The organism is Rothia nasimurium (assembly GCF_035916755.1).
GTDB lineage: Bacteria > Actinomycetota > Actinomycetes > Actinomycetales > Micrococcaceae > Rothia.
The window spans coordinates 306,458-329,240 of the sequence record NZ_JAYWIX010000001.1; the positions used below are offsets into that span (position 1 = coordinate 306,458).

At 61.1% G+C, this 22,783-nt stretch carries 15 protein-coding genes and 1 riboswitch; of the genes, 9 read left to right on the forward strand and 6 right to left on the reverse strand.

The window, feature by feature from the left end:
- Positions 1–2: 2 nt before the first annotated feature.
- The gene (locus VSX42_RS01335) at positions 3–1,511 is read right to left on the reverse strand and encodes an OFA family MFS transporter (RefSeq protein ID WP_326502620.1); all 1,509 of its coding nucleotides are present in this window, start codon (positions 1,509–1,511) and stop codon (positions 3–5) included.
- 239 nt (positions 1,512–1,750) lie between these two features.
- On the opposite strand from VSX42_RS01335, the gene VSX42_RS01340 reads away from it, so the two are divergent.
- Positions 1,751–3,460 carry a formate--tetrahydrofolate ligase gene (locus VSX42_RS01340; RefSeq protein ID WP_326502621.1) on the forward strand — a complete coding sequence of 570 codons (1,710 nt, stop codon included), beginning with the start codon at positions 1,751–1,753 and terminating at the stop codon, positions 3,458–3,460.
- 98 nt (positions 3,461–3,558) lie between these two features.
- On the opposite strand, the gene VSX42_RS01345 is transcribed toward VSX42_RS01340, so the two are convergent.
- The 5 genes from VSX42_RS01345 to VSX42_RS01365 all read right to left on the reverse strand — a co-directional run bounded on the left by VSX42_RS01345 (position 3,559) and on the right by VSX42_RS01365 (position 11,170).
- Positions 3,559–5,184 (reverse strand): alpha/beta hydrolase, encoded by a 1,626-nt coding sequence (locus VSX42_RS01345; protein ID WP_326502622.1) that lies wholly within the window; start codon positions 5,182–5,184, stop codon positions 3,559–3,561.
- A gap of 183 nt (positions 5,185–5,367) precedes the next feature.
- On the reverse strand, positions 5,368–7,080 hold the full coding sequence (gene dld / locus VSX42_RS01350) for a D-lactate dehydrogenase (RefSeq protein ID WP_326502623.1): 1,713 nt from the start codon (positions 7,078–7,080) through the stop codon (positions 5,368–5,370).
- 113 nt (positions 7,081–7,193) lie between these two features.
- Positions 7,194–9,407, reverse strand: coding sequence for a bifunctional hydroxymethylpyrimidine kinase/phosphomethylpyrimidine kinase (locus VSX42_RS01355; RefSeq protein ID WP_326502624.1), 2,214 nt, complete (start codon positions 9,405–9,407; stop codon positions 7,194–7,196).
- Positions 9,404–10,279 (reverse strand): hydroxyethylthiazole kinase, encoded by an 876-nt coding sequence (thiM, locus tag VSX42_RS01360; protein WP_326502625.1) that lies wholly within the window; start codon positions 10,277–10,279, stop codon positions 9,404–9,406. The genes VSX42_RS01355 and thiM overlap by 4 nt, the downstream gene beginning before the upstream one ends.
- Positions 10,268–10,382, reverse strand: a riboswitch (TPP riboswitch). (Overlaps the previous gene by 12 nt.)
- Positions 10,383–10,465: 83 nt before the next feature.
- On the reverse strand, positions 10,466–11,170 hold the full coding sequence (locus VSX42_RS01365; protein ID WP_326502626.1) for an MBL fold metallo-hydrolase: 705 nt from the start codon (positions 11,168–11,170) through the stop codon (positions 10,466–10,468).
- 163 nt (positions 11,171–11,333) lie between these two features.
- Between VSX42_RS01365 and uvrA the strand changes: the two genes are divergently transcribed.
- The 8 genes from uvrA (at position 11,334) to VSX42_RS01405 (ending at position 22,754) form a co-directional block, all read left to right on the forward strand.
- Positions 11,334–14,207 carry an excinuclease ABC subunit UvrA gene (gene uvrA / locus VSX42_RS01370; RefSeq protein ID WP_326502627.1) on the forward strand — a complete coding sequence of 958 codons (2,874 nt, stop codon included), beginning with the start codon at positions 11,334–11,336 and terminating at the stop codon, positions 14,205–14,207.
- Between the two features lie 119 nt (positions 14,208–14,326).
- Entirely contained in the window at positions 14,327–15,013 is a 687-nt protein-coding gene (locus tag VSX42_RS01375) for a lysophospholipid acyltransferase family protein (RefSeq protein WP_326502628.1), read from the forward strand.
- 64 nt (positions 15,014–15,077) lie between these two features.
- Positions 15,078–17,042 carry an excinuclease ABC subunit UvrC gene (gene uvrC, locus VSX42_RS01380; RefSeq protein WP_326502629.1) on the forward strand — a complete coding sequence of 655 codons (1,965 nt, stop codon included), beginning with the start codon at positions 15,078–15,080 and terminating at the stop codon, positions 17,040–17,042.
- A gap of 73 nt (positions 17,043–17,115) precedes the next feature.
- On the forward strand, positions 17,116–18,006 hold the full coding sequence (gene rapZ / locus VSX42_RS01385) for an RNase adapter RapZ (protein WP_326502630.1): 891 nt from the start codon (positions 17,116–17,118) through the stop codon (positions 18,004–18,006).
- A complete protein-coding gene (locus VSX42_RS01390) occupies positions 18,006–19,028 on the forward strand; it encodes a gluconeogenesis factor YvcK family protein (protein ID WP_418950751.1) in 1,023 nt (340 codons plus the stop codon). Before rapZ ends, VSX42_RS01390 begins: the two co-directional genes overlap by 1 nt.
- Positions 19,029–19,091: 63 nt before the next feature.
- Positions 19,092–20,072 (forward strand): DNA-binding protein WhiA, encoded by a 981-nt coding sequence (whiA, locus tag VSX42_RS01395; RefSeq protein WP_326502631.1) that lies wholly within the window; start codon positions 19,092–19,094, stop codon positions 20,070–20,072.
- A 302-nt stretch (positions 20,073–20,374) separates the two neighbouring features.
- Complete coding sequence (gene gap, locus VSX42_RS01400; RefSeq protein ID WP_237185603.1) at positions 20,375–21,379, forward strand: type I glyceraldehyde-3-phosphate dehydrogenase; 1,005 nt, start codon at positions 20,375–20,377, stop codon at positions 21,377–21,379.
- 151 nt (positions 21,380–21,530) lie between these two features.
- Entirely contained in the window at positions 21,531–22,754 is a 1,224-nt protein-coding gene (locus VSX42_RS01405) for a phosphoglycerate kinase (RefSeq protein WP_326502632.1), read from the forward strand.
- The last annotated feature ends 29 nt before the right edge of the window (positions 22,755–22,783 follow it).

The window sequence follows — 22,783 nt, forward strand, 5'->3', positions numbered from 1 at the left end:
CTTTAGCTAAAAAGCGCCAGTGAGCGAATCACGGTCTGGGCCAGGCCATAGACCAAGCCGCTTGTGACGAGTAGGGTCAGGGCCCAGGCTGCCAGGGTATGCAGCGGGCCATCGGCGTTGACCCTAATCTGCTGGTCGGAGGTACCCAGCTTCCCGTGGCCCGCCAGCTTGGCCATGTCCTTTTCTGAGGCATGGTGCTTCTCGTTCACCGGCTTGACCAGCAGGTTGGCGATGAACCCGATAGCCAGCACGCCCACCATGATGAAGAGGGAGGGTTGGTAGAGCTCGGCACCCGAGGCATCGGGGTTGCCGCCGCGTACGGTGTCCTGAACCAGGTTGACGATGAGCGGCCCAGCAATGCCCGCAGCTGACCAGGCGGTTAGCAGACGGCCGTGGATGGCCCCTACCTGTAGGGTGCCAAACATATCGCGCAGGTAGGCCGGGATGGTGGCAAAGCCACCGCCGTAGAAGGAAATGATGATGAAAGCGGTAGCGATGAAGAGTACCAGACTGACGTTGCCGAAGAGTGCCCAGATGATGTAGAGGGCCAGCCCCACACCCAGGTACATGACGTAGATATTCTTACGGCCGATGATATCTGAGGTTGATGACCAGATGAAGCGGCCACCCATGTTGCCCAGGGACAGCAGACCGACGAAGCCGGCTGCTGCCGCGGCGGAGATGGGGAAGTAGGACTGAATCATGGGGGAGGCTGATTCCAGCAGACCGATACCGGCGGTGACGTTGGTGAATAGTACCGTCCAGAGCAGCCAGAACTGGGGCGTGCGGATAGCCTGGGCTGCGGTGACGTTCTTATTGGTGCGCATGGTGTTGGGCTTCTGCTGGGCTGGGTCGAAGCCGCTGGGCTTCCAGTCGGGGTGGGGGACCCTGATGACGAAGGCGCCGAGCAGAATAATAAGAGCGTAGGAGGCAGCGAGAACCAAGAATGAGGGGACGAGCGCTGATGCCTGTTCTGTCTTTTCGGCTGAGCCTGAAAAGAGTTCCATGAGCTGGGCTGATACGGGAGAAGCGATGAGCGCACCGCCACCAAAACCCATGATGGCAAGCCCGGTGGCCATACCCGGGCGGTCAGGGAACCACTTCATGAGGGTAGATACCGGGGAAATGTAGCCCAGGCCAAGCCCAACGCCACCGAATGCACCGTAACCTAGGAAAACTAACCACAGCTGGTTGGTGGTCACGCCCAGAGACGCGATAAGAAAGCCTAGAACCCAGCAGGTTCCTGCCGTCAGCATCGACTTGCGAGGGCCAACTCGCTCCACCCAGGTGCCGCCGATGGCCGCTGAGATGCCCAGCATGGCGATGGCGAGAGAGAAGACCCAGCCCACCGCGGTTTCGGTTGAGCCAAAGTGGGTGACCAGCTGGGTCTTGAAGACTGACCAAGCGTAGACCTGCCCGATGCAGAGATGAATGGCAAGTGCCGCTGGGGCCATGAACCAGCGGTTGAAAGTGACGGGCGCGATGATAGCTGACCTATCAAGAACTGACATGAAGCTTTCCTCTGAGATGTGTGTCTGCTGGCGAAATTCAATGTGTAGTGATGCGCTCAACATTACCTCATGCCGACGGCTGGCGTATGCTACCTGTCCTAGGGGTGGCGGGCCTGGTAGCTCTTCTAAAATTTTGAGTATTCCTTGAGATGTGTTGAGTGTGCTGGGTCTGCAAAACATGACTCAGGGCACTAAACTGGGTGGTGGCAGATAAGCTAGTTAACAAGGAAGTTCACATTATGAGCAAGCCCTTCCCCTCTGATCTTGAAATCGCTCAGGCAGCGACCCTGCAGCCGATTACCGAGATTGCCGAGGCATCAGGCATCAATGAAGATCGCCTAGAGCCCTACGGCAAGTATGTTGCCAAGGTGCAGCTGACCGACGACACCACCGCAGAAAAGGCCCTGGCTCGCGGCTCCAAGTACATCGTGGTCACCGCCGTTACCCCCACCCCTCTCGGTGAGGGTAAGACCGCAACCTCGGTCTCCCTGGCTCAGGGCATGGCAGCAACTGGCCGCAAGGCCATGCTGACCCTGCGTCAGCCCTCCATGGGCCCTACCTTCGGCATCAAGGGTGGCGCAGCAGGCGGCGGCTACTCCCAGATCGTCCCCATGGAGAAGCTCAACCTGCACCTGACCGGCGACTTCCACGCCGTCACCGCAGCCCACAACCTACTCGCTGCCATGATCGACAACCACCTGCACCACGGTAACGAACTGCGCATCGACACCCGTGCCATCACCTGGCGCCGCGTCATCGACATGAACGACCGCGCCCTGCGCAACATCGTTATCGGCCTGGGTGAGCGCATGGACGGCGTACCCCGCGAAACCGGCTTCGATATTACCTCAGCCAGCGAAATCATGGTGATTCTGTCGCTCTCCACCAGCTTCGCCGACCTGCAGGAGCGCCTGGCCAAGATCGTGATTGGCCTCAACGTGGACGGCGACCCCGTCACCGCAGCCGACCTCAAGGCTGACGGTGCTATGGCCGTCATTCTGGCGGATGCCATCAACCCCAACCTGCTCCAGACCCTTGAGAAGACCCCCGCCCTGATTCACGCCGGCCCCTTCGGCAACATCGCCACCGGCAACTCCTCAGTCGTCGCTGACTACGTTGGTCTTGAGCACGCCGACTACGTAATTACCGAGGCCGGCTTCGGCGCAGACATGGGTGCGGAGCGCTTCTTTAACGTCAAGTGCCGCGTCTCCGGTCTCAAGCCGGACGCCGCCGTCCTGGTGGTCACCGTCCGCTCCCTCAAGTCCCACTCGGGCCGCTACAAGATTGTGCCCGGAAAGCCCCTGCCCGAGGGCCTGCTGGCCGAGAATACCGAAGACGTCGAGGCAGGTGCCGCTAACCTGCTCAAGCACATCGAGATTGTGCGCTCCTTCGGCGTGCAGCCAGTGGTTGCTATCAACGCCTTCCCCACCGATTTCGAGTCAGAACACGAGACGATTCGCCGCATTGCCGAGGAGGCTGGAGCCCGCGTGGCGATTCACCGCGGTGTTGCTGAGGGCGGTGCTGGTGTGACGGAGCTGGCGGAGGCTGTTGTTGCCGCCTGTGACGATACCAGCGAGCTGACCTACACCTACGAGGACGAAGACAGCCTGACCACCAAGATTGAGAAGGTTGCCACCAAGGTCTACGGGGCGGACGGCATCGAGGTCGCCCCGGCGGCGAAGAAGCAGCTGGCGAAGTTTGAGGAGCTGGGCTTTGGGCACCTGCCTGTGGTGATTGCTAAGACCCACCTGTCAATTTCTTCGGATGCTTCACTCAAGGGTGCGCCCACCGGCTGGACCTTGCCCGTGCGCGAGGTGCGCCTGGCAGCAGGCGCCGGTTATGTGTACGCCATCTGCGGCACCATGCGTACCATGCCGGGTCTGGCTAAGTCCCCGGCTGCTGAGCGAATTGGCTTTGATGAGAATGGCACCATGGTCGGCCTCTTCTAAACCGCCTTTAAACAGGTAGGTACCATCTACATCAGAAAAACCCACGTGACTGGTGGGTTTTTCTGATGTAGATGGTACCTAGTCCCTTAAGGGGAAGGTTACTGCTGTTCGGGGGTGTCCTCGCCCGGGACGTCCGGCTGGCACACTGTGCCGTCCTTGGGAACGGTGCCGTCGACCAGGTAGGCTGTGGTGAGCTCATCGACGCAGGTAGAGCGGCCGGCGAAGGACGCCCCGTGGCCGGTCCCCTCCAAGGTCACAAAGGAGGCCTTCCCCAGCTGACGGGCAAGCTCCTTACCGTGCTGGTAGGGGGTTGCGTGGTCACCGGTGATGCCAATGACCAGCAGGTCGGTTGAAACCTTCGAAGCGTCAAAAGACGTCGTGATATCGGTGCCGGTAGCGGGCAAAACCGCACAGTCGAATGCGGTAAACTCCGCCAGCACCTCATCAGTGATCTCGGGGCCGCCAATGAACTCGGGAACACCCACCTCCTTCATATGCGCCAGCAGGGCTTCAACATCGGGAGTCTTAGGCTGAGACGGGCACACCACCAGCTGCCCGGCAGTATCAATCTCAGCGCTGGTATGCGCAATCATTTCAGCCAGAGTATCGACAGCGTCCTTATCCCCAGCCTTGGCCTTACCCAGTAGATCCAAGCCGTCCCCCTGTATGACGTCCGGCTCGTAGAGCTGGCTGGTCAGGTAATCACGCAGTTCCAAACCGGTAATCTCGGTACCATCACTGGCCACCAGGGGCTTGTCGGTCAGGGACTTCTGGTAGTCGAGCATCTCGCGCTCGCTGGTGAAGGGGCAGGTCACAGCTTCACCTTCTAAGGTGGTGAGGCCGGAGCAACGTTCTGCCAGGGCACCCACAGCTTTCGATACCGCCACCATCTGGTCATAATTATGGGTCAGGGCACCCCACTGGGCATTTTCAGCCGAGTCGAGCACCATGCGTCCTGCCTTCTCGGGGAAGAGAGTAGCGTAGGTGGCCCCCAGCATGGTGCCGTAGGAGTAGCCTAGGTAGTCAAGGCGCTCACCCCCGGCCAGGGAGCGGAGCAGCTCCATATCGCGGGCCACCTGGGAGGTGCCCATGTAGTTGGCAACCTCTGAGCCGGCGGCGCATTCGGCAAGCTGCACGGCGGCAACTTCAGAGTCTGACTCGCATACCACGGGGGAGGACGCCCCAATACCGCGCGGGTCAAAGCCCCAGAGCTGGTGGCTTTCCAGTACGGGTGCAAAAGAGGGGTCGGTCGCCAGCGACATGGCGTGCTGAATGCCGCCGGCACCCGGCCCTCCGGGGTTGGTGAAGAGGGGCATCTGCTGGTCGCTGCCGGTAGAGACGGTGCGGCTGACCGCCAGCTCCACGGTGCGGTTATCGTCCGGATCTCCCCAGTTCAGCGGGGCAGTGACGGTGCCGCACTCGTAGTTGGCGTAGTCGAAGCCGGTTTCTTTTAGAAGCTCTTCGTCCTCGGGGGAGAAGCCGCTGTGTTCGGCGGTGCACTCACCCCAGGCGATGGTCTGCTCGTAGAAGTTTTCAAAGTTTTCCCGCTGCCAGCTGGCCCCGTGAGCGCGGTCGGCCGCGGGAGTGAGGGCCTGGTCAGAGGGCTGCTGGGCTGAGGGGACGCTGAGGCTACAGCCTGCCAGGGCCAGAGTGCTGGCAGTTAGGACGGCTATGGTGAGGTAGGCGGCGCGGCGTCGGGCTGGTTGGTGCTGGAGTGTGGTCACGGCTGTCTTCTTTCGACGGTTGAGCCTGTTGCCTGCGCGGCGTGCGGGCTGCGCAGGCAGCAGGTTGAACCTGGTGAGAATGGTCTTCATGTGTTTGTAAAAACCAGTGTAGTCTCACACCTGTCTTAAGAAATCAGCCGTCAGGATGAACCTGCTCCCCGCCTACAGGCGGATAAACGGCAACTAGGCCCAGTCCTTCTTGGGGGAGGTGCCGCCGATGCCGGCGTTGAAGGTGTTGGTGGGGTCAAGCTGCTTAAAATGCTCTACCATAGCCTCGGGCATGTGGTAGAGACGCCCATAGTTGTGCTCAGCCGGCAGCTTGGCGCCGCGGGCTTCGAGCAGTTCCTGGATATCATCGTGCAGCTTATGGGGGTCAACGCCCTTCTTAGCGACGTAGTCCTGGTGCATGACGTGGCAGAAGAAGTGGCCGTAGTAGGCGGTAACATCCAGCTGGCTAGCAATTTCAGGGGGCAGTACTTCTAGCCAGTCCCAGTCATCGCGGCGCAAGGCAACGTCGATGGGGATGAGCTCGCCCAGTTCCTTGCGCTTCATGCTGGCGTAGCGGGTGGCGGCGCTGGCAGCGCCAAAGCGGTTGAGGTTGGCGCTTTGTGCCTCGTCCGCCGTGCAGATGAAGAAGTCGCCCTCATGCTCGGGAGCTGCAAAGAAGTCCCTAAGCATGGTTTCAGTCGCCTGCTTCTGGGCCTCACTGACGGTGAGCAGCAGGTGGTGTTCGAAGCGGTCGCGGTAGTCCATCATACGCTTGGGCAGCTGGCTGGGGACCAGGTCGAAGATGCGCTGGGAGACGGTGTCGGCAAAAGTGGGCCCGATGCCTGGTACTTTACCGAAAACTCCGTTAGCCCAGGTCTTGAAGGCAAACATACGGGTTTGCAGGGCAGAGCTCATGTATTTGAGGAAGACGAAGGTGTCTTTGCCGTACTTTTCTGCCAGGTCGAAGGCGCTGCGGCCCATGTACTCACCCGAGATGGGCAGGGGCATATCGGCTTCGAGGAAGATGCGGCGGATTTCTTCGAGCTCGCGGGGGTTATGGGTGCCGATGTAGAACATGGTGGGGTTCTTCTCGAGCGGGAAGGTGCGGGTTCGCACGGCAAAGACCATGATTTTGCCAGCGGATCCGGATGCCTCAAACAGGTACTCGGGGTTGGAATTGTAGCGGGCGGGGGTCGGCTCCATCTTGCGCAGGTGGGCTGCGTATTCGGTTTCGCTGCTGTCGGCAGGGGCGGGGGTGACGTCGTCCGCCGACCAGGCGCCGCGCTGCAGGCGATCGAGGGCGGTCTCGGGATCGTCGCCCAGGGAGATACCCAGGTGGTTGACCAGCTCGACCTTGCCTTCTTCGGTGACGCGGGCGTAGATGGCTTCGCGGGTGAAGGCTGGGCCCTTGCGAATCTGGCTGCCGCCGGAGTTATTGGCGATACCGCCGATGACCGAGGCGCCGATAGAGGTTGATCCGATCACCGAGTGGGGTTCGCGGCCGTGCGGTGCCAGTTCTTCGGTCAGGTGGGTGAGGGTGGCGCCAGCCAGGGAGATGGCCTCGTGGGCGTCGTTAATCAGGTGCACCTGGTTGATGAGGTGGGTTGAGATGAGCACGATGGGGCGGTCGTAGTCCTGGAAGCCAGGGCCAGAACCACCGGTCAGACCGGTGTTAGAGGCCTGGGGGATCACCATGAGGTTGTGGTCGACACAGACCTGGAGGGCCTTCCACATCTGCACCAGGGTGGTGGGGCGCAGAACCGCAAAGAGGGGGCCGCCGCCGAAGCGATAGCCCTTGCTGAAGGGCATGGTCGCGTGCTCTGCGGTGAGCACATGTTCAGCACCAACGATGTCTTTAAAGGCATCGAGGGCCTGCTGATGGGCTCCAGGGTTTGCTTGGGCGGTCATCTCACTTCTTTCTGTCGGTTGGTACTCCCGTGCGCAGGCTGTGCCGTTGCACCGGGAGGGGCCGCGCCCCGTGGTAAGGCCCATAGCCATCATCCGCCGCCGACCTAGAGCTGTCAAACAGAAAGGGTGCGGCGGTGAGCCTGGTCGAAGAAATGCAGTTCATGGGCGGACGCCTGCTGGTAGGCCTGCGCCGCGAGGGAACGGACGCGCGGTGGGGCATCTTCGAGAGCTTCCTCCACGTAGCTGAGGGCCTGCTCGACCGAGGCTCTAAAATCTGCTGACCCGTACATGCTTAACCAGGCGGTGTAGGGGTGATTGGGGGTGTTGGAGGCGGCGAGAAGTTCACCGATTTCTGCGTAGAGCCAGTAGCAGGGGAGTACGGCCGCTGCGGCGATAGCGTAGTCCTGTACTCCGGCTGAAGCTGTCAGGAAGTCGGTGTAGGCTCGTGTGACCAGGGACGGGCCTGCCGAAACGTAGTCAGAGCCCAGCCAGCTCCCGTGGAGTAGGGACTCTACCGTGATGCATTCTACTGCCCCTCGTGCCCAGAAAACCTGCTGCTCGGAAGTGGGAGCCTTGGCGCTCAAGAGGGCCAGGGCCCGTGAATATTCCTGCAGGTAGAGGGCATCTTGACCCTGGTAGAAAGTGAAATCCTCGGCCGGCAGCGTTCCATCGGCTAGCTGGCGGATGAAGGGCAGGGTCGTGATGCGCTCCCAGAGGCCGCCGGTCATGTCCCAAAGGGCAGCCGTGTGCGGGCCAGCTGCCGGAATCAGGGGAGCCGGGGCGGCTGCGTCCGCAAAAGCACCCAGGGGAATCGGGGTGGTATCGGCAGCCGCCGAGCCAGCCCAGAGGTTCCAGAAGTGGTTAACCGGGCCGTGACCGGCTCCCACCTGCAAGCGGTCGCTGGTGGCGATAGCCCCGTACAGCCAGGCAGTGACCCAGGAGAGGGCCTCTTCAAGACTGTCACCCGCCCCTAGACGGGCGGCCAGCGCGGACGATAGGGAACAGCCCGTGCCGTGCGTGTTAGCGGTCGTAAGGCGCTGCCTACTAAAGACCGCCTGGACCCCGTCAACTGTGACCACCGCATTCCCTGCCTCGGAGCCGGTCAGGTGCCCACTCTTGACGATAACGGCAGCACCGTACCGGGTAGCAACCCGCTGGGCCATCTGGCAGGCCTCGTCCCAGGTAGTCGGTGGCTGCTCCTGGGCCAGAATCGCAAGTTCCGGGATATTGGGGGTAAGCACAGTAGCCCGGCGGGAAAAGTCACGCAGGGCCTCTTCTGCGGCAGGTTCTAAAAGCCGGTCGCCGCTGGTAGCAATCATCACCGGGTCAAGGACCACAACTTGCTGGGGGTTATCGTCGAGCCAGGCGGCCACCGTATCGATAATGTCCACCGACCCCAGCATGCCAATTTTGACGGCGTCAATACGCACATCGTCGCTCACCGCATCAAGTTGGGCCCGTAAAAAGTCGGTGGGTGGAACCTCAATGGCCCGGACCCCCAGGGTATTTTGGGCGACCAGGGCGGTGATAGCGCTCATGCCGTATCCGCCTGCTGCCGCAATGGATTTGAGGTCAGCTGAAGCACCTGCCCCGCCGCTGGGGTCGGTGCCTGCGATAGACAGAATATTGGGGACGGGGCGAGAGTGCTGGGAGCTCTTTGCCGTAAAAAGCCCGCGTAACCGAGCAGCGGTTAGCCCCGGCTCAGATGCCCCCATGAGGGCAGAGACCACGCAGATTCCGTTGACCCCGGTGGCAGCGAGTTCGGCTGCGTTATCAAGCTGAATGCCGCCGATGGCTACACTCGCGATGCCCGCTTCGGCCGCCCGTTGGGCCAGTTCGGTGATACCCGCAATCCCCAGCGCCGGTGCCGCATCAGGCTTGGTGGGAGTTTCAACCAGTGGGCCCAGGCCCACCACATCGGGGAGCCGAACCCCGGCCGCTGTGCACTCTGCGATACAGCTCTCTAGCTGGTCGCGGTTCTCAATCGACAGGCCAATCATCAAATGCTCCGGCAGGAGCTGGCGGGCCTGAATATAGGGCATATCGGACTGCCCAATATGCAGGTGCAGGCCCAACGAGAGAGCAAGCTGCACCCTGTCGTTGACGAAAATTGGCACCCGTCCGCCCACGGCGCGGGCCAGAGCCCGGGCCTGAACTTCAAGCTTCTCGTCACTCGCCTGCTTATCGCGAAGCTGCACCACGCTGACCCCGCCCTCGATGGCCCGCAGAACGTGGTTGGTCAGGTCTTCTGCAGGCTGAAAGGACGGGTCCGTGACCAGGTAGAGCGACCAGTCAACGGATTCGCGCTCGGTAGGGGATACAGTCATGCCTGCCCACCTGCCTTCAGCTCCCGCAGGCTGACCTGCCCAAGGATCTGCTCAGCACTCAGCTCAGCCAGGGCATCGAGCCAGGCGACCGCGAAGGAACCGGGCTTGGCAGCATAAAGACTTCCGGCAACTGAACCTGCAGCTGCCGTATGGGCATGGGCAGCAACCACAGCATCGTGGCGGTCTAGACCCGCTGCCAGAGCTGCCCCGGCATAGGCAGCGACCAGGGCTCCTAAGAAACAGCCGGTTCCAATCACCTGGGCCATGGTGGGGTGCCCACCTTCTACCGCTGTTACCCGGTCGCCGGTGATAATGTAATCAACCGCCCCGCTCATAGCAACCGTGGCGCCGGTCTGCTGACTGAGCGCGCGGGCTGCGGCGAGTACGTCCTTAGCCTTATCGGTTGCATCTACCCCGCGTCCGCCCTGGCTGCTGCCAGCCAGCACTCCAATCTCTGAGGCGTTACCTCGAATCGCGGCGGGGGAGAGCTGCACGACCTCCCGGTAGAAAGCGGTACGGGCGGTGAGGGCGCCAGCGGCAACGGGGTCAAGCACCCAGGGGGTTCCCGCGTCCTTGGCTCCGGCAATGGCCTGGCGCATTCCCTCGTACTGTTCGGCGCTGGGGGTGCCACCGTTGACCAGCACGCCGGTAGCAATCCGGGCAAAATCGTAGGACTCAGCCGGCGTATCGCACATAGCCGGGGCAGCACCTGCCGCCAGCAGGGCGTTGGCCGTGATGTTACTGACCACAGCGTTGGTCAGGCACTGCACTAAAGGCGTGGTAGTTCGCACCGCAGTGATTGCTGCAAGGACGGCGGTGCTTGAGTCAGAGGACGCATCGAGGCGCGCAGAAATAGAGGCATGCTCCTGCATGGGTTTCCCTTCGCTAGTTCTAACTAGAGCAGGTTCAGTGGGTGTGTTCTCAGCCCCGTCCGCCCGAAAAGAATCGGCAGTAAGGGCACCCCAAACCAGTTGTAAGGTTCATGCTAACAAGCAGGTCGGTGGGTGACAAGGTATAACTTCTGTATTACGGCCCCACCGGGCTTGCCAGGAGGGCTCTTACCAGCCCCGCTCCTTCCACTTAGGCAGCTGGGGGCGTTCCTTGCCTAGGATGGTGGAGTCGCCGTGGCCCGGCAGCACCAGGGTGTTATCGTCAAAGCGGCCGAAGATACGCTCTGAAACATCGGTAAAGAGCTGCTCAAAGTCCTGGGGAGAGTTGGTCTTGCCCACCCCGCCCGGGAAGAGCGAATCCCCGGTGAACAGCAGAACCCGCTCACCGGCGTCCGCGCCCTCAGATACCCGCAGGGTCAGGGCAATTGAACCCGGGGTATGTCCGCGCAGGGCAATCACCTCAAGCTCAATGCCGGCTAAGGTCAGGCGCTCGCCGCCCACCAGACGTTCTTCAATCTCTACGCCTTCCTGCTCAGCGATAGCTTCAGCATCGGGGGCGCCGCAGTAGGTTACCGGGTCCCAGGCCTCAACAGCCTCGGGCAGGGCTCGGATGTGATCCCAGTGGGAATGGGTGGTCACCAGGGCGCGGACGCCAGCCCCCGCATGGTCGTGGGCAGCGGAGGAGTCGGCGGCGGCAGCCTGCTGGACGAAAGTGCTGATGGCGGGAAAATCGTCCGCGGCGTCAATCAGCACCTGCCCACCGCTTGCCCGGTGGGTCAGCAGGTAGACGTTGTTTTCCATCTCCGATACTGCAATGGACCGCACGGTCAGGGCATCGGACTCAAAAATCAGGGTATTGGCTAGGTCACTCATGGCCCCATTCTATGCTCTCACCCCGCATTTGTACCACGCCCTGCCCGTTTAAAGACCCTAGAATGAGCCGGGCGCGGTACAAACCGGGAGGAGCTGGCACTTTCATCGGCCACTCAAAGCCTATAGAATATATCTTCGAAACATTCTCTTAGATAGGTGACTCATGGCAGGCTCAGCCACACAACCCACCGGCAACGACCTCACCCATATCCGTGTGCAGGGCGCCCGCGAAAACAACCTCAAAAACGTTGACCTCGACATCCCCCGCGACGCCATGGTCGTCTTCACCGGCCTCTCCGGCTCGGGCAAATCTTCCCTCGCCTTCGACACCATCTTTGCCGAGGGCCAGCGTCGCTACGTCGAATCCCTCTCCTCCTACGCCCGTATGTTCCTGGGCCAGGTCGACAAACCCGACGTCGATTTCATCGAGGGCCTCTCACCGGCCGTCTCCATCGACCAAAAGTCAACCTCCAAGAACCCGCGCTCAACCGTCGGCACCATCACCGAAATCTACGACTACATGCGCCTGCTCTGGGCGCGCGTGGGCCACCCCCACTGCCCCGAATGCGGCGAGGAAATCTCCAAGCAGTCCCCCCAACAAATTGTTGATACCCTCATGGACTACCCCGAGAAAACCCGCCTGCAGGTGCTAGCTCCCGTCGTTTCGGCCCGCAAGGGCGAGTTTGTTGACCTCTTCAAAGAACTCTCCACCGCCGGCTACGCCCGCGCCCGCGTGGACGGCGAGGTCATCCAGCTCACCGACCCGCCCAAACTCGAAAAGCAGTACAAGCACACCATCGAGGTTGTGGTTGACCGTATCGCCATCAAGGAGAACGTCCACCAGCGCCTGACCGACTCCGTCGAAACCGCGCTGGGGCTCGCCGACGGCAAGGTACTCATCGACTTCGTGGACGAGGACGCCGACGCCCCGGGCCGCACCCGCTCCTTCAGCGAAAATCTGGCCTGCCCCAACGGCCACCCCCTGGCCGTCACCGAGGTAGAACCCCGCGCCTTCTCCTTCAACTCGCCCTTCGGTGCCTGCGCTGCCTGCGACGGCATCGGCTCCACCCTTGAAGTGGACACCGATCTGATCGTTCCCAACCCCGACCTCTCCCTGGCCGAGGGGGCCGTCGCCCCCTGGGCCACCGGCAAGGCAACCAGCGAATACTGGCTGCGCCTGCTCGCCGGTCTTGCTGACGAACTCGACTTCGACCTTGCCACCCCCTTCAAAGACCTTCCCGCCAAGGTCAAAAAAGCTATTCTGAACGGCAAGGACTACAAGGTCACCGTCGCCTACAAAAACCGCTTCGGCCGCGAACGCCGATACACCTCCGGTTTCGAGGGCGCCAGCGCCTACATCAAACGCAAGTACGAAGAAACCGAATCAGACTGGTCAAAAGACCGCTACGAACAGTACATGCGTAAGGTCGCCTGCACCTCCTGTAAGGGTGCCCGCCTCAACCCCACCATCCTGGCCGTCACCGTCGGCGGCAAATCCATTGCCGACGTCACCGACATGTCTATGCGTGAAGCCCTCACCTTCATGCGCTCGCTGACCCTGAGTGAGCGCGAGGCTAAGATTGCTGAGCTGGTGCTTAAAGAAATTGATGCCCGCCTGCAGTTCCTGCTCGATGTGGGCCTGGACTACCTGAACCTGGCTCGCTCGGCGGGTACCCTCTCGGGTGGAGAGGCCCAGCGTATCCGTCTGGCAACCCAGATTGGATCCGGCCTGGTGGGCGTGCTCTACGTGCTGGACGAGCCCTCTATCGGCCTGCACCAGCGCGATAACCGCCGCCTGATCGAAACCCTTACTAAGTTGCGCGACATGGGGAACACCCTCATCGTGGTGGAACACGACGAAGACACCATGAAGGAAGCTGACTGGATCGTGGATGTTGGCCCCGGCGCTGGTGAGCACGGCGGGCAGATCGTGCACTCGGGTACCTTTGCCGAGCTCCTTGAGAATAAAAACTCCGTGACAGGTGATTATATGGCCGGACGTCGCGCCATCACGGTTCCTGCCACCCGCCGTCCGGTTGACCCCAAGCGCACCATCAAGGTCATTGGGGCCCGCGAAAACAATCTCAAGAACGTGGATGTCGAGTTCCCCCTGGGTGTGCTCACCGCCGTCACCGGTGTCTCCGGTTCGGGCAAGTCCACCCTGGTCAACGATATTCTCTACACCTCCCTGGCAAATAAGCTCAACGGGGCCAAGCAGGTACCGGGCCGTCACAAGACCATCACCGGCCTGGACCACCTCGACAAGATTATCCACGTGGACCAGTCGCCCATCGGCCGCACCCCGCGTTCAAACCCGGCGACCTACACCGGCGTCTTCGACCACATCCGCAAGCTCTTTGCAGAAACTACCGAAGCCAAGATGCGCGGCTATCAGCCCGGTCGTTTCTCCTTCAACGTCAAGGGCGGACGCTGCGAAGCCTGCTCAGGTGATGGCACCCTCAAGATTGAGATGAACTTCCTGCCCGACGTCTACGTGCCCTGTGAGGTCTGCAAGGGCAAGCGCTACAACCGCGAGACCCTCGAAGTGCACTACAAGGGCAAGACTATTGCCGACGTGCTTGAAATGCCGGTCTCTGAAGCCGCCGAATTCTTCGCCGCCTTCACCAAGATTTCGCGCTATCTCGACACCCTGGTGGATGTGGGCCTCGGCTACGTGCGTCTGGGCCAGTCCGCGACCACCCTCTCCGGTGGTGAAGCCCAGCGCGTCAAGCTGGCTACCGAACTGCAAAAGCGCTCCAACGGCCGTTCCATCTATGTGCTCGATGAGCCCACCACTGGCCTGCACTTTGAAGATATCCGCAAACTGCTGGGTGTGGTGCAGGGCCTGGTCGATAAGGGCAACACCGTTATTACCATCGAGCACAACCTGGACGTCATCAAGAGCGCTGACTGGCTCATCGATATGGGCCCCGAAGGCGGCGATGGTGGTGGCACCGTGCTGGCAACCGGTACCCCCGAGCATCTGGCCACTGTGCCCGAATCCCACACCGGCCGCTTCCTCGCTGAGATGCTCTAGGGTAGCAGCACCTCACCGGGGTATGCTAAATAGGTCAAAACAGCCTAAAAATTTCAAAAGCATACCTCGGGCGGGGTGGCCAGCATCCATTCCATCCCCTATGCGCTCAAGGAGTTCTCATGTCCCTCAAATACAAGGTAACTCAAAAGACCATCGAAGCCCTGCTCCGTACCGTCTTCCGCGCCCGCGTGACCGGCCTTGAGAACTTCCCCGCTGAGGGACCCGTCATCGTGGCCTCCAACCACCTGGCCTTCCTTGACTCGGTGATTATCTCAGCCCTCATGCCCCGTCGAGTTGCCTTTCTCGCCAAGTCTGAGTACGTCAACTCACCGGGCCTCAAGGGCAAGGCCATGAAGACCCTTTTCCAGGTCATCGACATTATTCCGGTCAACCGCACCGACAAAAAAGAGTCCATGAAGGCCCTCGAAACCGCCCTTGACCGCCTCAACGAGGGCAAGGTCTTCGGCATCTACCCCGAAGGCACCCGCTCCCGTGACGGCTACCTCTATAAGGGAAAAATCGGGGTAGCCTGGCTGGCTCACATGACCGGGGCTACCGTAGTGCCCATCGGCCTGATCGGTACCGATAAGATTCAAAAGCCGGGCTCCAACATGGTCTACCCCCACCGTTTTACGGTGCGGGTGGGGGAGCCCATGACCTTCGAAAAACTGGGGGAGCGTATGAGCGGCAAGCAGCGCCGCCAGACCACCGACCAGATTATGGACGCTATCGCCCAGCTCTCTGGCCAGCCCCGCAAAAACGAATACAACGTCTCACCGTCAGCAGAACGCGACGGGGGAATCTAGCCCAGCACCCGCGCGGGCTAGAGGCTCCTGCCGCTCCTGACCTAGCTCAAAGGACCTGATACACGTGGCCGATCCTGCCTCCTACCGCCCGGCGTCCGGCGAAATCCCCACCAACCCCGGGGTCTACCGCTTCCGCGACGAGGTGGGTCGTATTATCTACGTGGGCAAGGCCAAGAACCTGCGCAACCGCCTGAACTCCTATTTTGCCCGCGTAGATTCCCTGAGCCCCAAAACCTACGCCATGGTGCACACGGCTGCCTCGGTGGAGTGGACGGTGGTTGGAAGCGAGCTCGAATCGTTGCAGCTGGAGTACACCTGGATCAAGGAATACAAGCCCCGGTTCAATATCGCATTCCGCGATGATAAGTCCTACCCCTACCTGGCCGTCACCCTGAAAGACCGCTTCCCGCGCGCCCAGGTCATGCGCGGGGAAAAGAAGAAGGGGGTGCGCTATTTCGGTCCTTATTCTCAGGCTTGGGCTATCCGCGAAACCCTTGACGCCCTCTTACGGGTCTTTCCGGTACGTACCTGCTCAACTGGCGTTTTTAACCGGGCCCAGGCCTCCGACCGGCCCTGCCTGCTGGGCTACATCGACAAGTGCGCTGCCCCCTGCGTGGGTAGGGTGAGCCGCGAAGACCACCAGAAAATCGCTGAGGATCTCTGTTCCTTTATGGCAGGCGGTGCCGAGAAGTTCATTGCCGACCTGACCCGGCAGATGAAGGACGCCGCCGCCGACTTTGATTTTGAAAAGGCGGCCCGCCTGCGCGATGACATTGAAGCCCTGACCAAGGCCTTTGAACGCAACGCCGTGGTACTGCCCGATTCGGTGAATGCCGACCTGTTCAACTTTGTTGAAGATGACCTAGAAGCTGCGGTGCAGGTTTTCTATGTGCGGGGCGGACGTATCCGCGGTCAGCGGGGTTGGATCGTTGAGAAGGTCGAAGACTCCACCCCCGAAGCCCTGGTCGACCACCTACTGGTTCAGGTCTACGGCGAGGCCGCTGCCGCTCTGGCCGCTGGGTCAACCGAGGAAGAAATCAACCACAACCTCAACGAGATACCCCGCCAGATTAACGTGCCGGTGCTACCCGAAAACCACGAGAAGCTCGAAGAGTGGCTCACCGGGGTACGCGGGGCCAAGGTGAGCATCAGCGTGCCCCAGCGCGGTGACCGCGTTGAGCTGATGGCAACCGTTGCCGAGAACGCCAAACAGGCTCTGACCCTGCACAAGACCCGCCGGGCAGGTGACCTCACCACTCGCTCGGCCTCCCTGGTAGAGCTCCAGGAGACCCTGGAACTGCCCGAGGCTCTCATGCGCATTGAGTGCTACGACATCTCCCACGTGCAGGGTACCAATGTGGTCGCCTCCATGGTGGTCTTTGAGGACGGCCTGCCTAAGAAGAGCGACTACCGCAAGTTCTCCATTACCGGGGATGCCGCTCGGGACGACACCGCCAGCATGTACGACGTCATCTACCGGCGTTTCCGCCGCTACCTCACCGACGAGGCCCCTGGGGCCCGGGTGCGGGCGTCCGGCCAAATCAGCGACGAGGACCTCTACACCAAGGAGCCTGCCAAGTTCGCCTACCCGCCCAACCTGGTGGTGGTGGACGGTGGTCAGCCCCAGGTTGCCGCCGCCACCCGGGCCCTCGAAGACCTGGGTATTACCGATATCTACGTGGTCGGTATCGCCAAGCGACTCGAAGAGCTCTGGCTGCCGGGCGATGACTTCCCCGTTATCCTGCCCAGAACCTCTAATGCCCTCTACCTAATTCAGCGTATTCGCGATGAGGCCCACCGCTTCGCTATTACCTTCCACCGTTCCAAGCGCGGTAAAGAAATGGTTAAATCTGCCCTTGACACCGTCCCCGGGTTGGGCCCTGCCAAACGCGAAGCCCTCATCAAGCACTTCGGCTCCCTTAAACAGCTTTCTGAAGCAAGCATCGAAGAACTTCAAGAGGTGCCGGGTATCGGCCCGGCCATGGCACAGAAAATACGGGAACGCTTTGCACCTGGGGCAGGTGAATGAAGCCGAAAGTGAAGCAGTGCACTAAGCTAGAAGTACTAACCGTTTGAAGCGTGGAAGCGAGAGACCCCCACCCATGTCACCCCACTCCAGCGAGCAGACCGTCAAGCCGCAAATTCTCGTGATCACCGGTATCTCTGGCGCCGGCCGATCCACCGCAGCTAACACCCTCGAAGATGAGGGCTGGTACGTTGTCGATAACATTCCCCCGCAGATGCTCGGCTCCCTGGCCCAGCTAGTCAAAGACTCACCGGGTAAACTCCCCAAAGTAGCTGTGGGTATCGATATTCGTGCCCGCCGCCAGCTGGCAGACTTGCCCGAGGCTATTAACAAGCTCCGCGCCTCTGATGTCGATTTTTCCATGCTCTTCATGGACGCCGCCGATAAGGACATCATCGCCCGCTACGAGGCCCAGCGCCGCCCCCACCCCCTGCAACAGGGGGGGCTCGTGGCCGAAGCCATCGCCGAAGAACGCCGTATTTTTGCTGGCCTGCAAGAAGAAGCCGACTACATCATCGATACCACCGGCATGAACGTCCACCAGCTGGCAAAAAAGGTGCGCGAAACCTACGCCCCGGGTAAGGAACGCCTGGTCAACATCACCGTCATGAGCTTCGGCTTTAAGTACGGCACCCCCTCAGATGTGCACTACATGGCCGATATGCGCTTTATCCCCAACCCCCACTGGGTACCCGGCCTACGGGCCCAGACCGGGCAGGACGCCGGCGTCCGCGACTTTGTCTTCGCCCAGGACGGCACCGAAGAGTTCATCAGCAACTACATTGCTGCCCTGCAGCCCGTTATCGCTGGCTACCGCCGTGAGGGTAAGCTCTACGCCACCTTCGCTATCGGCTGCACCGGCGGTAAGCACCGCTCGGTGGCCGTGAGCGAAGAAATCGCCCGCCGCCTGAGCGAGATGGAAGATGTAAATATCTCCGTGCACCACCGCGACATGGGGCGTGAATAATGTCTGAGGCAACCCGTATGAGCCGGTTTCCCGAAACCGGCCTACTGCCCGTCACCGCCCAGGGGCACGACCTACCCGTTCGTGTCACTGCCCTGGGTGGCGGGCACGGCCTCTACGGCTCACTTTCTGCCCTCAAACTTATCACCACCGCCCTGACCGCCGTGGTAACCGTGGCGGACGACGGTGGCTCCTCGGGTAAGCTCCGCGAAGAGCTGGACGTGCTGCCACCCGGCGACCTGCGCATGGCCCTTTCGGCCCTGTGCGATGATACCGACTGGGGACGCACCTGGCGCGACGTCATGCAGCACCGCTTCACCTCCCGAAGCGCAGACCGCCCCACCGCTCTTGAAAACCATGCCCTGGGCAACCTGCTGATTGTCACCCTCTGGGAGCTGTTGGGCGACACTATCGCCGGGCTGGACTGGGCCGGGGCCTTGCTTAACGCCCGCGGACGCGTGCTCCCCATGGCTACTAGGCCCCTGGTGATTGAGGGCGATATCGTTACCACCAACGACCACGGGGTGACCTTCCGCGATACCGTCCAGGGCCAGGCAACCCTGGCCAAGGCAGGGCGTGTAGACAAGGTCCGCCTGCTACCCGAGAACACCGAAGCCTGCCCGGACGCCGTCCGCGCGGTGCACGAAGCCGACTGGGTGGTCTTGGGGCCAGGTTCCTTCTATACCTCCCTGCTCCCGCACCTGCTCCTGCCCGGCCTGCGCGCCGCCATACTCAACACCAGCGCCAAGATTTGCCTGGTGATGAACCTCGAACTTGACGGCAAAGAAACCCGCGGCATGAGTGCCGCAGACCACCTGCTCGTTTTGCGTGAATACGTTCCAGAAATTAGGGTTAATACAGTCATCGCTGATCCCGCCGCCGCAGGAGAAGGCACGACATTTGAAGATGTAGCAGCCCAGCTAGGGGCGAAGGTGCTTTGGGCTGATGTGGCAGAAGCTGACCAACCTGGCGTGCACGACCCCCTTAAACTAGCAGCTGCCTACAAGCACGTCTTCAAACACTAACGCCGACCACACACCGGCACCCCGCGCTTACGAGAGCAGACACAACTTTGGAGGAAGACCCGCATGGCCCTGACGGCATCGGTCAAAGAAGAGCTGGCACACTACGAAGCCACGCGCTCATCCGTGCGTAAAGCTGAGGTAGCCACAATCTTGCGCTTCACGAACGGTCTTCACCTCGTGCAAGGCAAAATCGTGGTCGAAGCTGAAGTTGACCTCGAAACTACCGCAGAACGCCTGCGCTATAACATTGCCGAAATGTACGGCCACGACGCTTCCATTACCTCTATCTCCGGCGGCGGGCTGCGCCGGGGCGGGCGCTACCTTGTGCGCGTTGATCAGGGTGGTGAGGCCCTGGCCCGGCAGACCGGTTTGCTGGACGGACGTGGCCGCCCCGTCCGTGGTCTACCCCCTGCCGTGGTTAACGGCTCCCTGGCCGATGCTGAAGCTGTCATGCGTGGGGCTTTCCTGGCTCACGGGTCACTGACCGAGCCCGGTCGTTCGTCCGCCCTGGAATTTACCTGCCCCGGCCCCGAGGCTGCCCTGGCCCTGATCGGTGCCGCCCGTCGCCTGGACGTTATTGCAAAGGCCCGCGAAGTACGCGGTGTGGACCGGGTGGTCGTGCGCGACGGTGAAACCATCTCCCTACTGTTAGAGCGCATGGGGGCTGTAGATGCCCTCGATAACTGGCGGGAACGCCGCGCCCGTAAAGAGGTGCGCGCGACCGCTAACCGCCTCGCCAACTTCGACGATGCCAACCTGCGCCGGTCAGCCCAGGCCGCTGTGGCCGCCGGTGCCCGTGTTGAGCGAGCCCTAGAGATTCTGGGTGATAAGGTGCCCGAGCACCTGCGCTACGCCGGTGAACTGCGTGTTGCCCACAAGCAGGCCTCCCTCGACGAACTGGGCCGCCTGGCTGAACCTCCCATGACTAAAGACGCTATCGCCGGCCGTATCCGCCGCCTGATTGCTATGGCTGATAAGCGGGCAGCTGAACGCGGCATTCCCGGCACTGAAGCCGGTGTGAACGGCGTCAGTCACCTCAACTAAGCTGTGTGGGTTTTTGTTGGTTTGCCCTTTACTGGGTGGTCTTGCTCATGCTCTTACCCGGCAAAACCCATATTTCCAGGTCAAAACGGGGGGTAAGCGTCCTCAAACGCACGCAAGTCCACTTAAAAAAACGACAGAAACACACCAAAACTCACATAAACAGGGTATGATGGTTAACGAACCGGACGAGAGCTCACCCGCTTGAGCTGAAGGAACCACGTTTTCCCAAGTTCGGCGATGAAACGCCAGAACCGGCGTCTCGTCCACCAACGTCACTAACTGTATCTAGGAGTTTGATTTCAGTGACTGTACGCGTAGCTATTAACGGCTTTGGCCGCATCGGTCGTACCTTCTTCCGCGCAGCACAGCAGCACGGCGAAGGCTTCGAAATCGTTGCAATCAACGACCTGACCGACGTCAAGACCCTCGCACACCTGCTCAAGTACGACTCCATCATGGGTCGCTTCGACGGCGAAGTTGCTGTTTCTGAGAACGGCCTGACCGTCAACGGCAAGGAAATCAAGGTTCTGGCTGAGCGCAACCCCGCAGACCTGCCCTGGGCAGACCTCGGCGTAGACGTTGTTCTCGAATCCACCGGCTTCTTCACCGACGGTGAGAAGGCAAAGGCTCACCTCGAAGCTGGCGCCAAGAAGGTTATCCTCTCTGCACCCGGTAAGAACATCGACGGCACCTTCGTCATGGGCGTCAACGACGACCAGTACGATTCAGCCACCATGAACATCGTTTCAAACGCATCCTGCACCACCAACTGCCTGGCACCCATGGCTAAGGTACTGAACGACAAGTTCGGTATCGAGCGCGGTCTGATGACCACCATCCACGCCTACACCGCTGACCAGCGCCTGCAGGACGCCCCCCACTCAGACCTGCGCCGCGCCCGCGCCGCAGCCCTGAACATGGTTCCCACCTCAACCGGTGCAGCAGCAGCTGTTGGCCTGGTTCTGCCCGAACTCAAGGGCAAGCTGGACGGCTTCGCAGTTCGCGTTCCCACCCCCACCGGCTCCATCACCGACCTGACCTTCACCGCTTCACGCGAAGTTACCGTTGAAGAGGTCAACGCAGCCGTCAAGGAAGCAGCAGAGGGTGCCATGAAGGGCATCATCACCTACTCCGAGGAGCCCATCGTCTCCAAGGACATCGAAGGTGAGCCCGTTTCAACCGTCTTCGACGCACCCCTGACCAAGGTCATCGGCAACCAGGTCAAGGTTATCGCCTGGTACGACAACGAATACGGCTACGTTTCACGCCTGGTCATGTTCACCAACAAGGTAGTTGCAGCTCTCTAAGCTGTCATCCACCGGTCTTTCATGAGACAGCAATAGGATAGGGTTAGCGAATCGACGCGCACACGCGCGGTTCGCTAACCCTTACCTATACCCGGCACCACCCTGGTGCCCACCCCATTTACCCTCACAAACAATGGAGATGAAAACTCCCATGGCTAAGACTCTCGCAGAGCTCATTGACGGTGGCGTAGCAGGCCGCCGCGTTCTCGTCCGCTCCGACCTGAACGTACCCCTCAAGGACGGCGTCGTCACCGATGACGGCCGCGTCCGTGCCTCCCTGCCCGTACTCAAGAAGCTCACCGATGCCGGTGCCCGTGTCATCGTCACCGCCCACCTGGGTCGCCCCAAGGGTCAGGTAGACCCTCAGTACTCCATCAAGCCCGCAGCAGAGCGCCTGGCAGAACTGGCAGACTTCCCCGTCATCATCGCAACCGACCTGGTGGGCGAGGACGCCAAGGCTAAGGCCGAGGCTCTGAAGGACGGCGAACTGCTCGTCGTTGAAAACGTACGCTACGACGCCCGCGAAACCTCCAAGGACGACGCCGAGCGCGCCGAATTCGCAGCAGAGCTGGCAGCCCTGACCGGCGAGAACGGCGCCTACGTGAATGACGCCTTCGGTGCTGTGCACCGTAAGCACGCCTCGGTGTACGACATCGCCAAGGAACTGCCCGCCTACCTGGGCGACCTGGTCAAGACCGAAGTTGACGTCCTGCAGAAGGTCATCAAGAACCCCGACCGCCCCTTCGTTGTTGTCATGGGTGGCGCTAAGGTCTCAGACAAGCTGGCAGTTATCGACAACCTCATCGGCAAGGCAGACACCCTGCTGATCGGCGGCGGCATGGGCTACACCTTCGCCAAGGCCATGGGCTACGAGATCGGCCAGTCCCTGCTGGAAGAAGACCAGATCGAAAACTGCAAGCGCTACATGGAAGAAGCCCCCAAGAAGGGTACCGAACTCATCATCGCCTCAGACATCGTCTGGTCAGATGACTTCTCCAACGACGCTAACACCGAAATCCGCCCCATCGAAGACCTTACCGGCGGCAAGCTAGGCGCCAAGGCAGAGGGTCTCGACATCGGCCCCACAACCCGCGAACTCTTCGCCCAGAAGATCAAGGAAGCCAAGCTGGTCTTCTGGAACGGCCCCGTAGGCGTCTTCGAAATTGAAGCCTTCGCAGGCGGCACCAAGGCAGTAGCCGACGCCCTCGTCGAGTCAGAGGCATTCTCCATCATCGGTGGCGGCGACTCAGCATCAGCAGTGCGCAACCTGGGCTTCTCAGACGACCAGTTCGGCCACATCTCCACCGGCGGCGGCGCTTCCCTCGAATACATCGAAGGTAAGACCCTGCCCGGCCTCGAAGCACTCGGCGCCTAAAACAACACCACGTGGCAGTAAGCCACCCG

Bases quoted from the DNA above. Each gene is read 5' to 3' on its own strand.
- VSX42_RS01335 (WP_326502620.1), bottom strand. From the start codon at position 1,511: ATGTCAGTTCTTGATAGGTCAGCTATCATCGCGCCCGTCACTTTCAAC.
- VSX42_RS01340 (WP_326502621.1), top strand. From the start codon at position 1,751: ATGAGCAAGCCCTTCCCCTCTGATCTTGAAATCGCTCAGGCAGCGACC.
- dld (WP_326502623.1), bottom strand. From the start codon at position 7,080: ATGACCGCCCAAGCAAACCCTGGAGCCCATCAGCAGGCCCTCGATGCC.
- VSX42_RS01355 (WP_326502624.1), bottom strand. From the start codon at position 9,407: ATGACTGTATCCCCTACCGAGCGCGAATCCGTTGACTGGTCGCTCTAC.
- thiM (WP_326502625.1), bottom strand. From the start codon at position 10,279: ATGCAGGAGCATGCCTCTATTTCTGCGCGCCTCGATGCGTCCTCTGAC.
- VSX42_RS01365 (WP_326502626.1), bottom strand. From the start codon at position 11,170: ATGAGTGACCTAGCCAATACCCTGATTTTTGAGTCCGATGCCCTGACC.
- uvrA (WP_326502627.1), top strand. From the start codon at position 11,334: ATGGCAGGCTCAGCCACACAACCCACCGGCAACGACCTCACCCATATC.
- VSX42_RS01375 (WP_326502628.1), top strand. From the start codon at position 14,327: ATGTCCCTCAAATACAAGGTAACTCAAAAGACCATCGAAGCCCTGCTC.
- rapZ (WP_326502630.1), top strand. From the start codon at position 17,116: ATGTCACCCCACTCCAGCGAGCAGACCGTCAAGCCGCAAATTCTCGTG.
- VSX42_RS01390 (WP_418950751.1), top strand. From the start codon at position 18,006: ATGTCTGAGGCAACCCGTATGAGCCGGTTTCCCGAAACCGGCCTACTG.
- whiA (WP_326502631.1), top strand. From the start codon at position 19,092: ATGGCCCTGACGGCATCGGTCAAAGAAGAGCTGGCACACTACGAAGCC.
- VSX42_RS01405 (WP_326502632.1), top strand. From the start codon at position 21,531: ATGGCTAAGACTCTCGCAGAGCTCATTGACGGTGGCGTAGCAGGCCGC.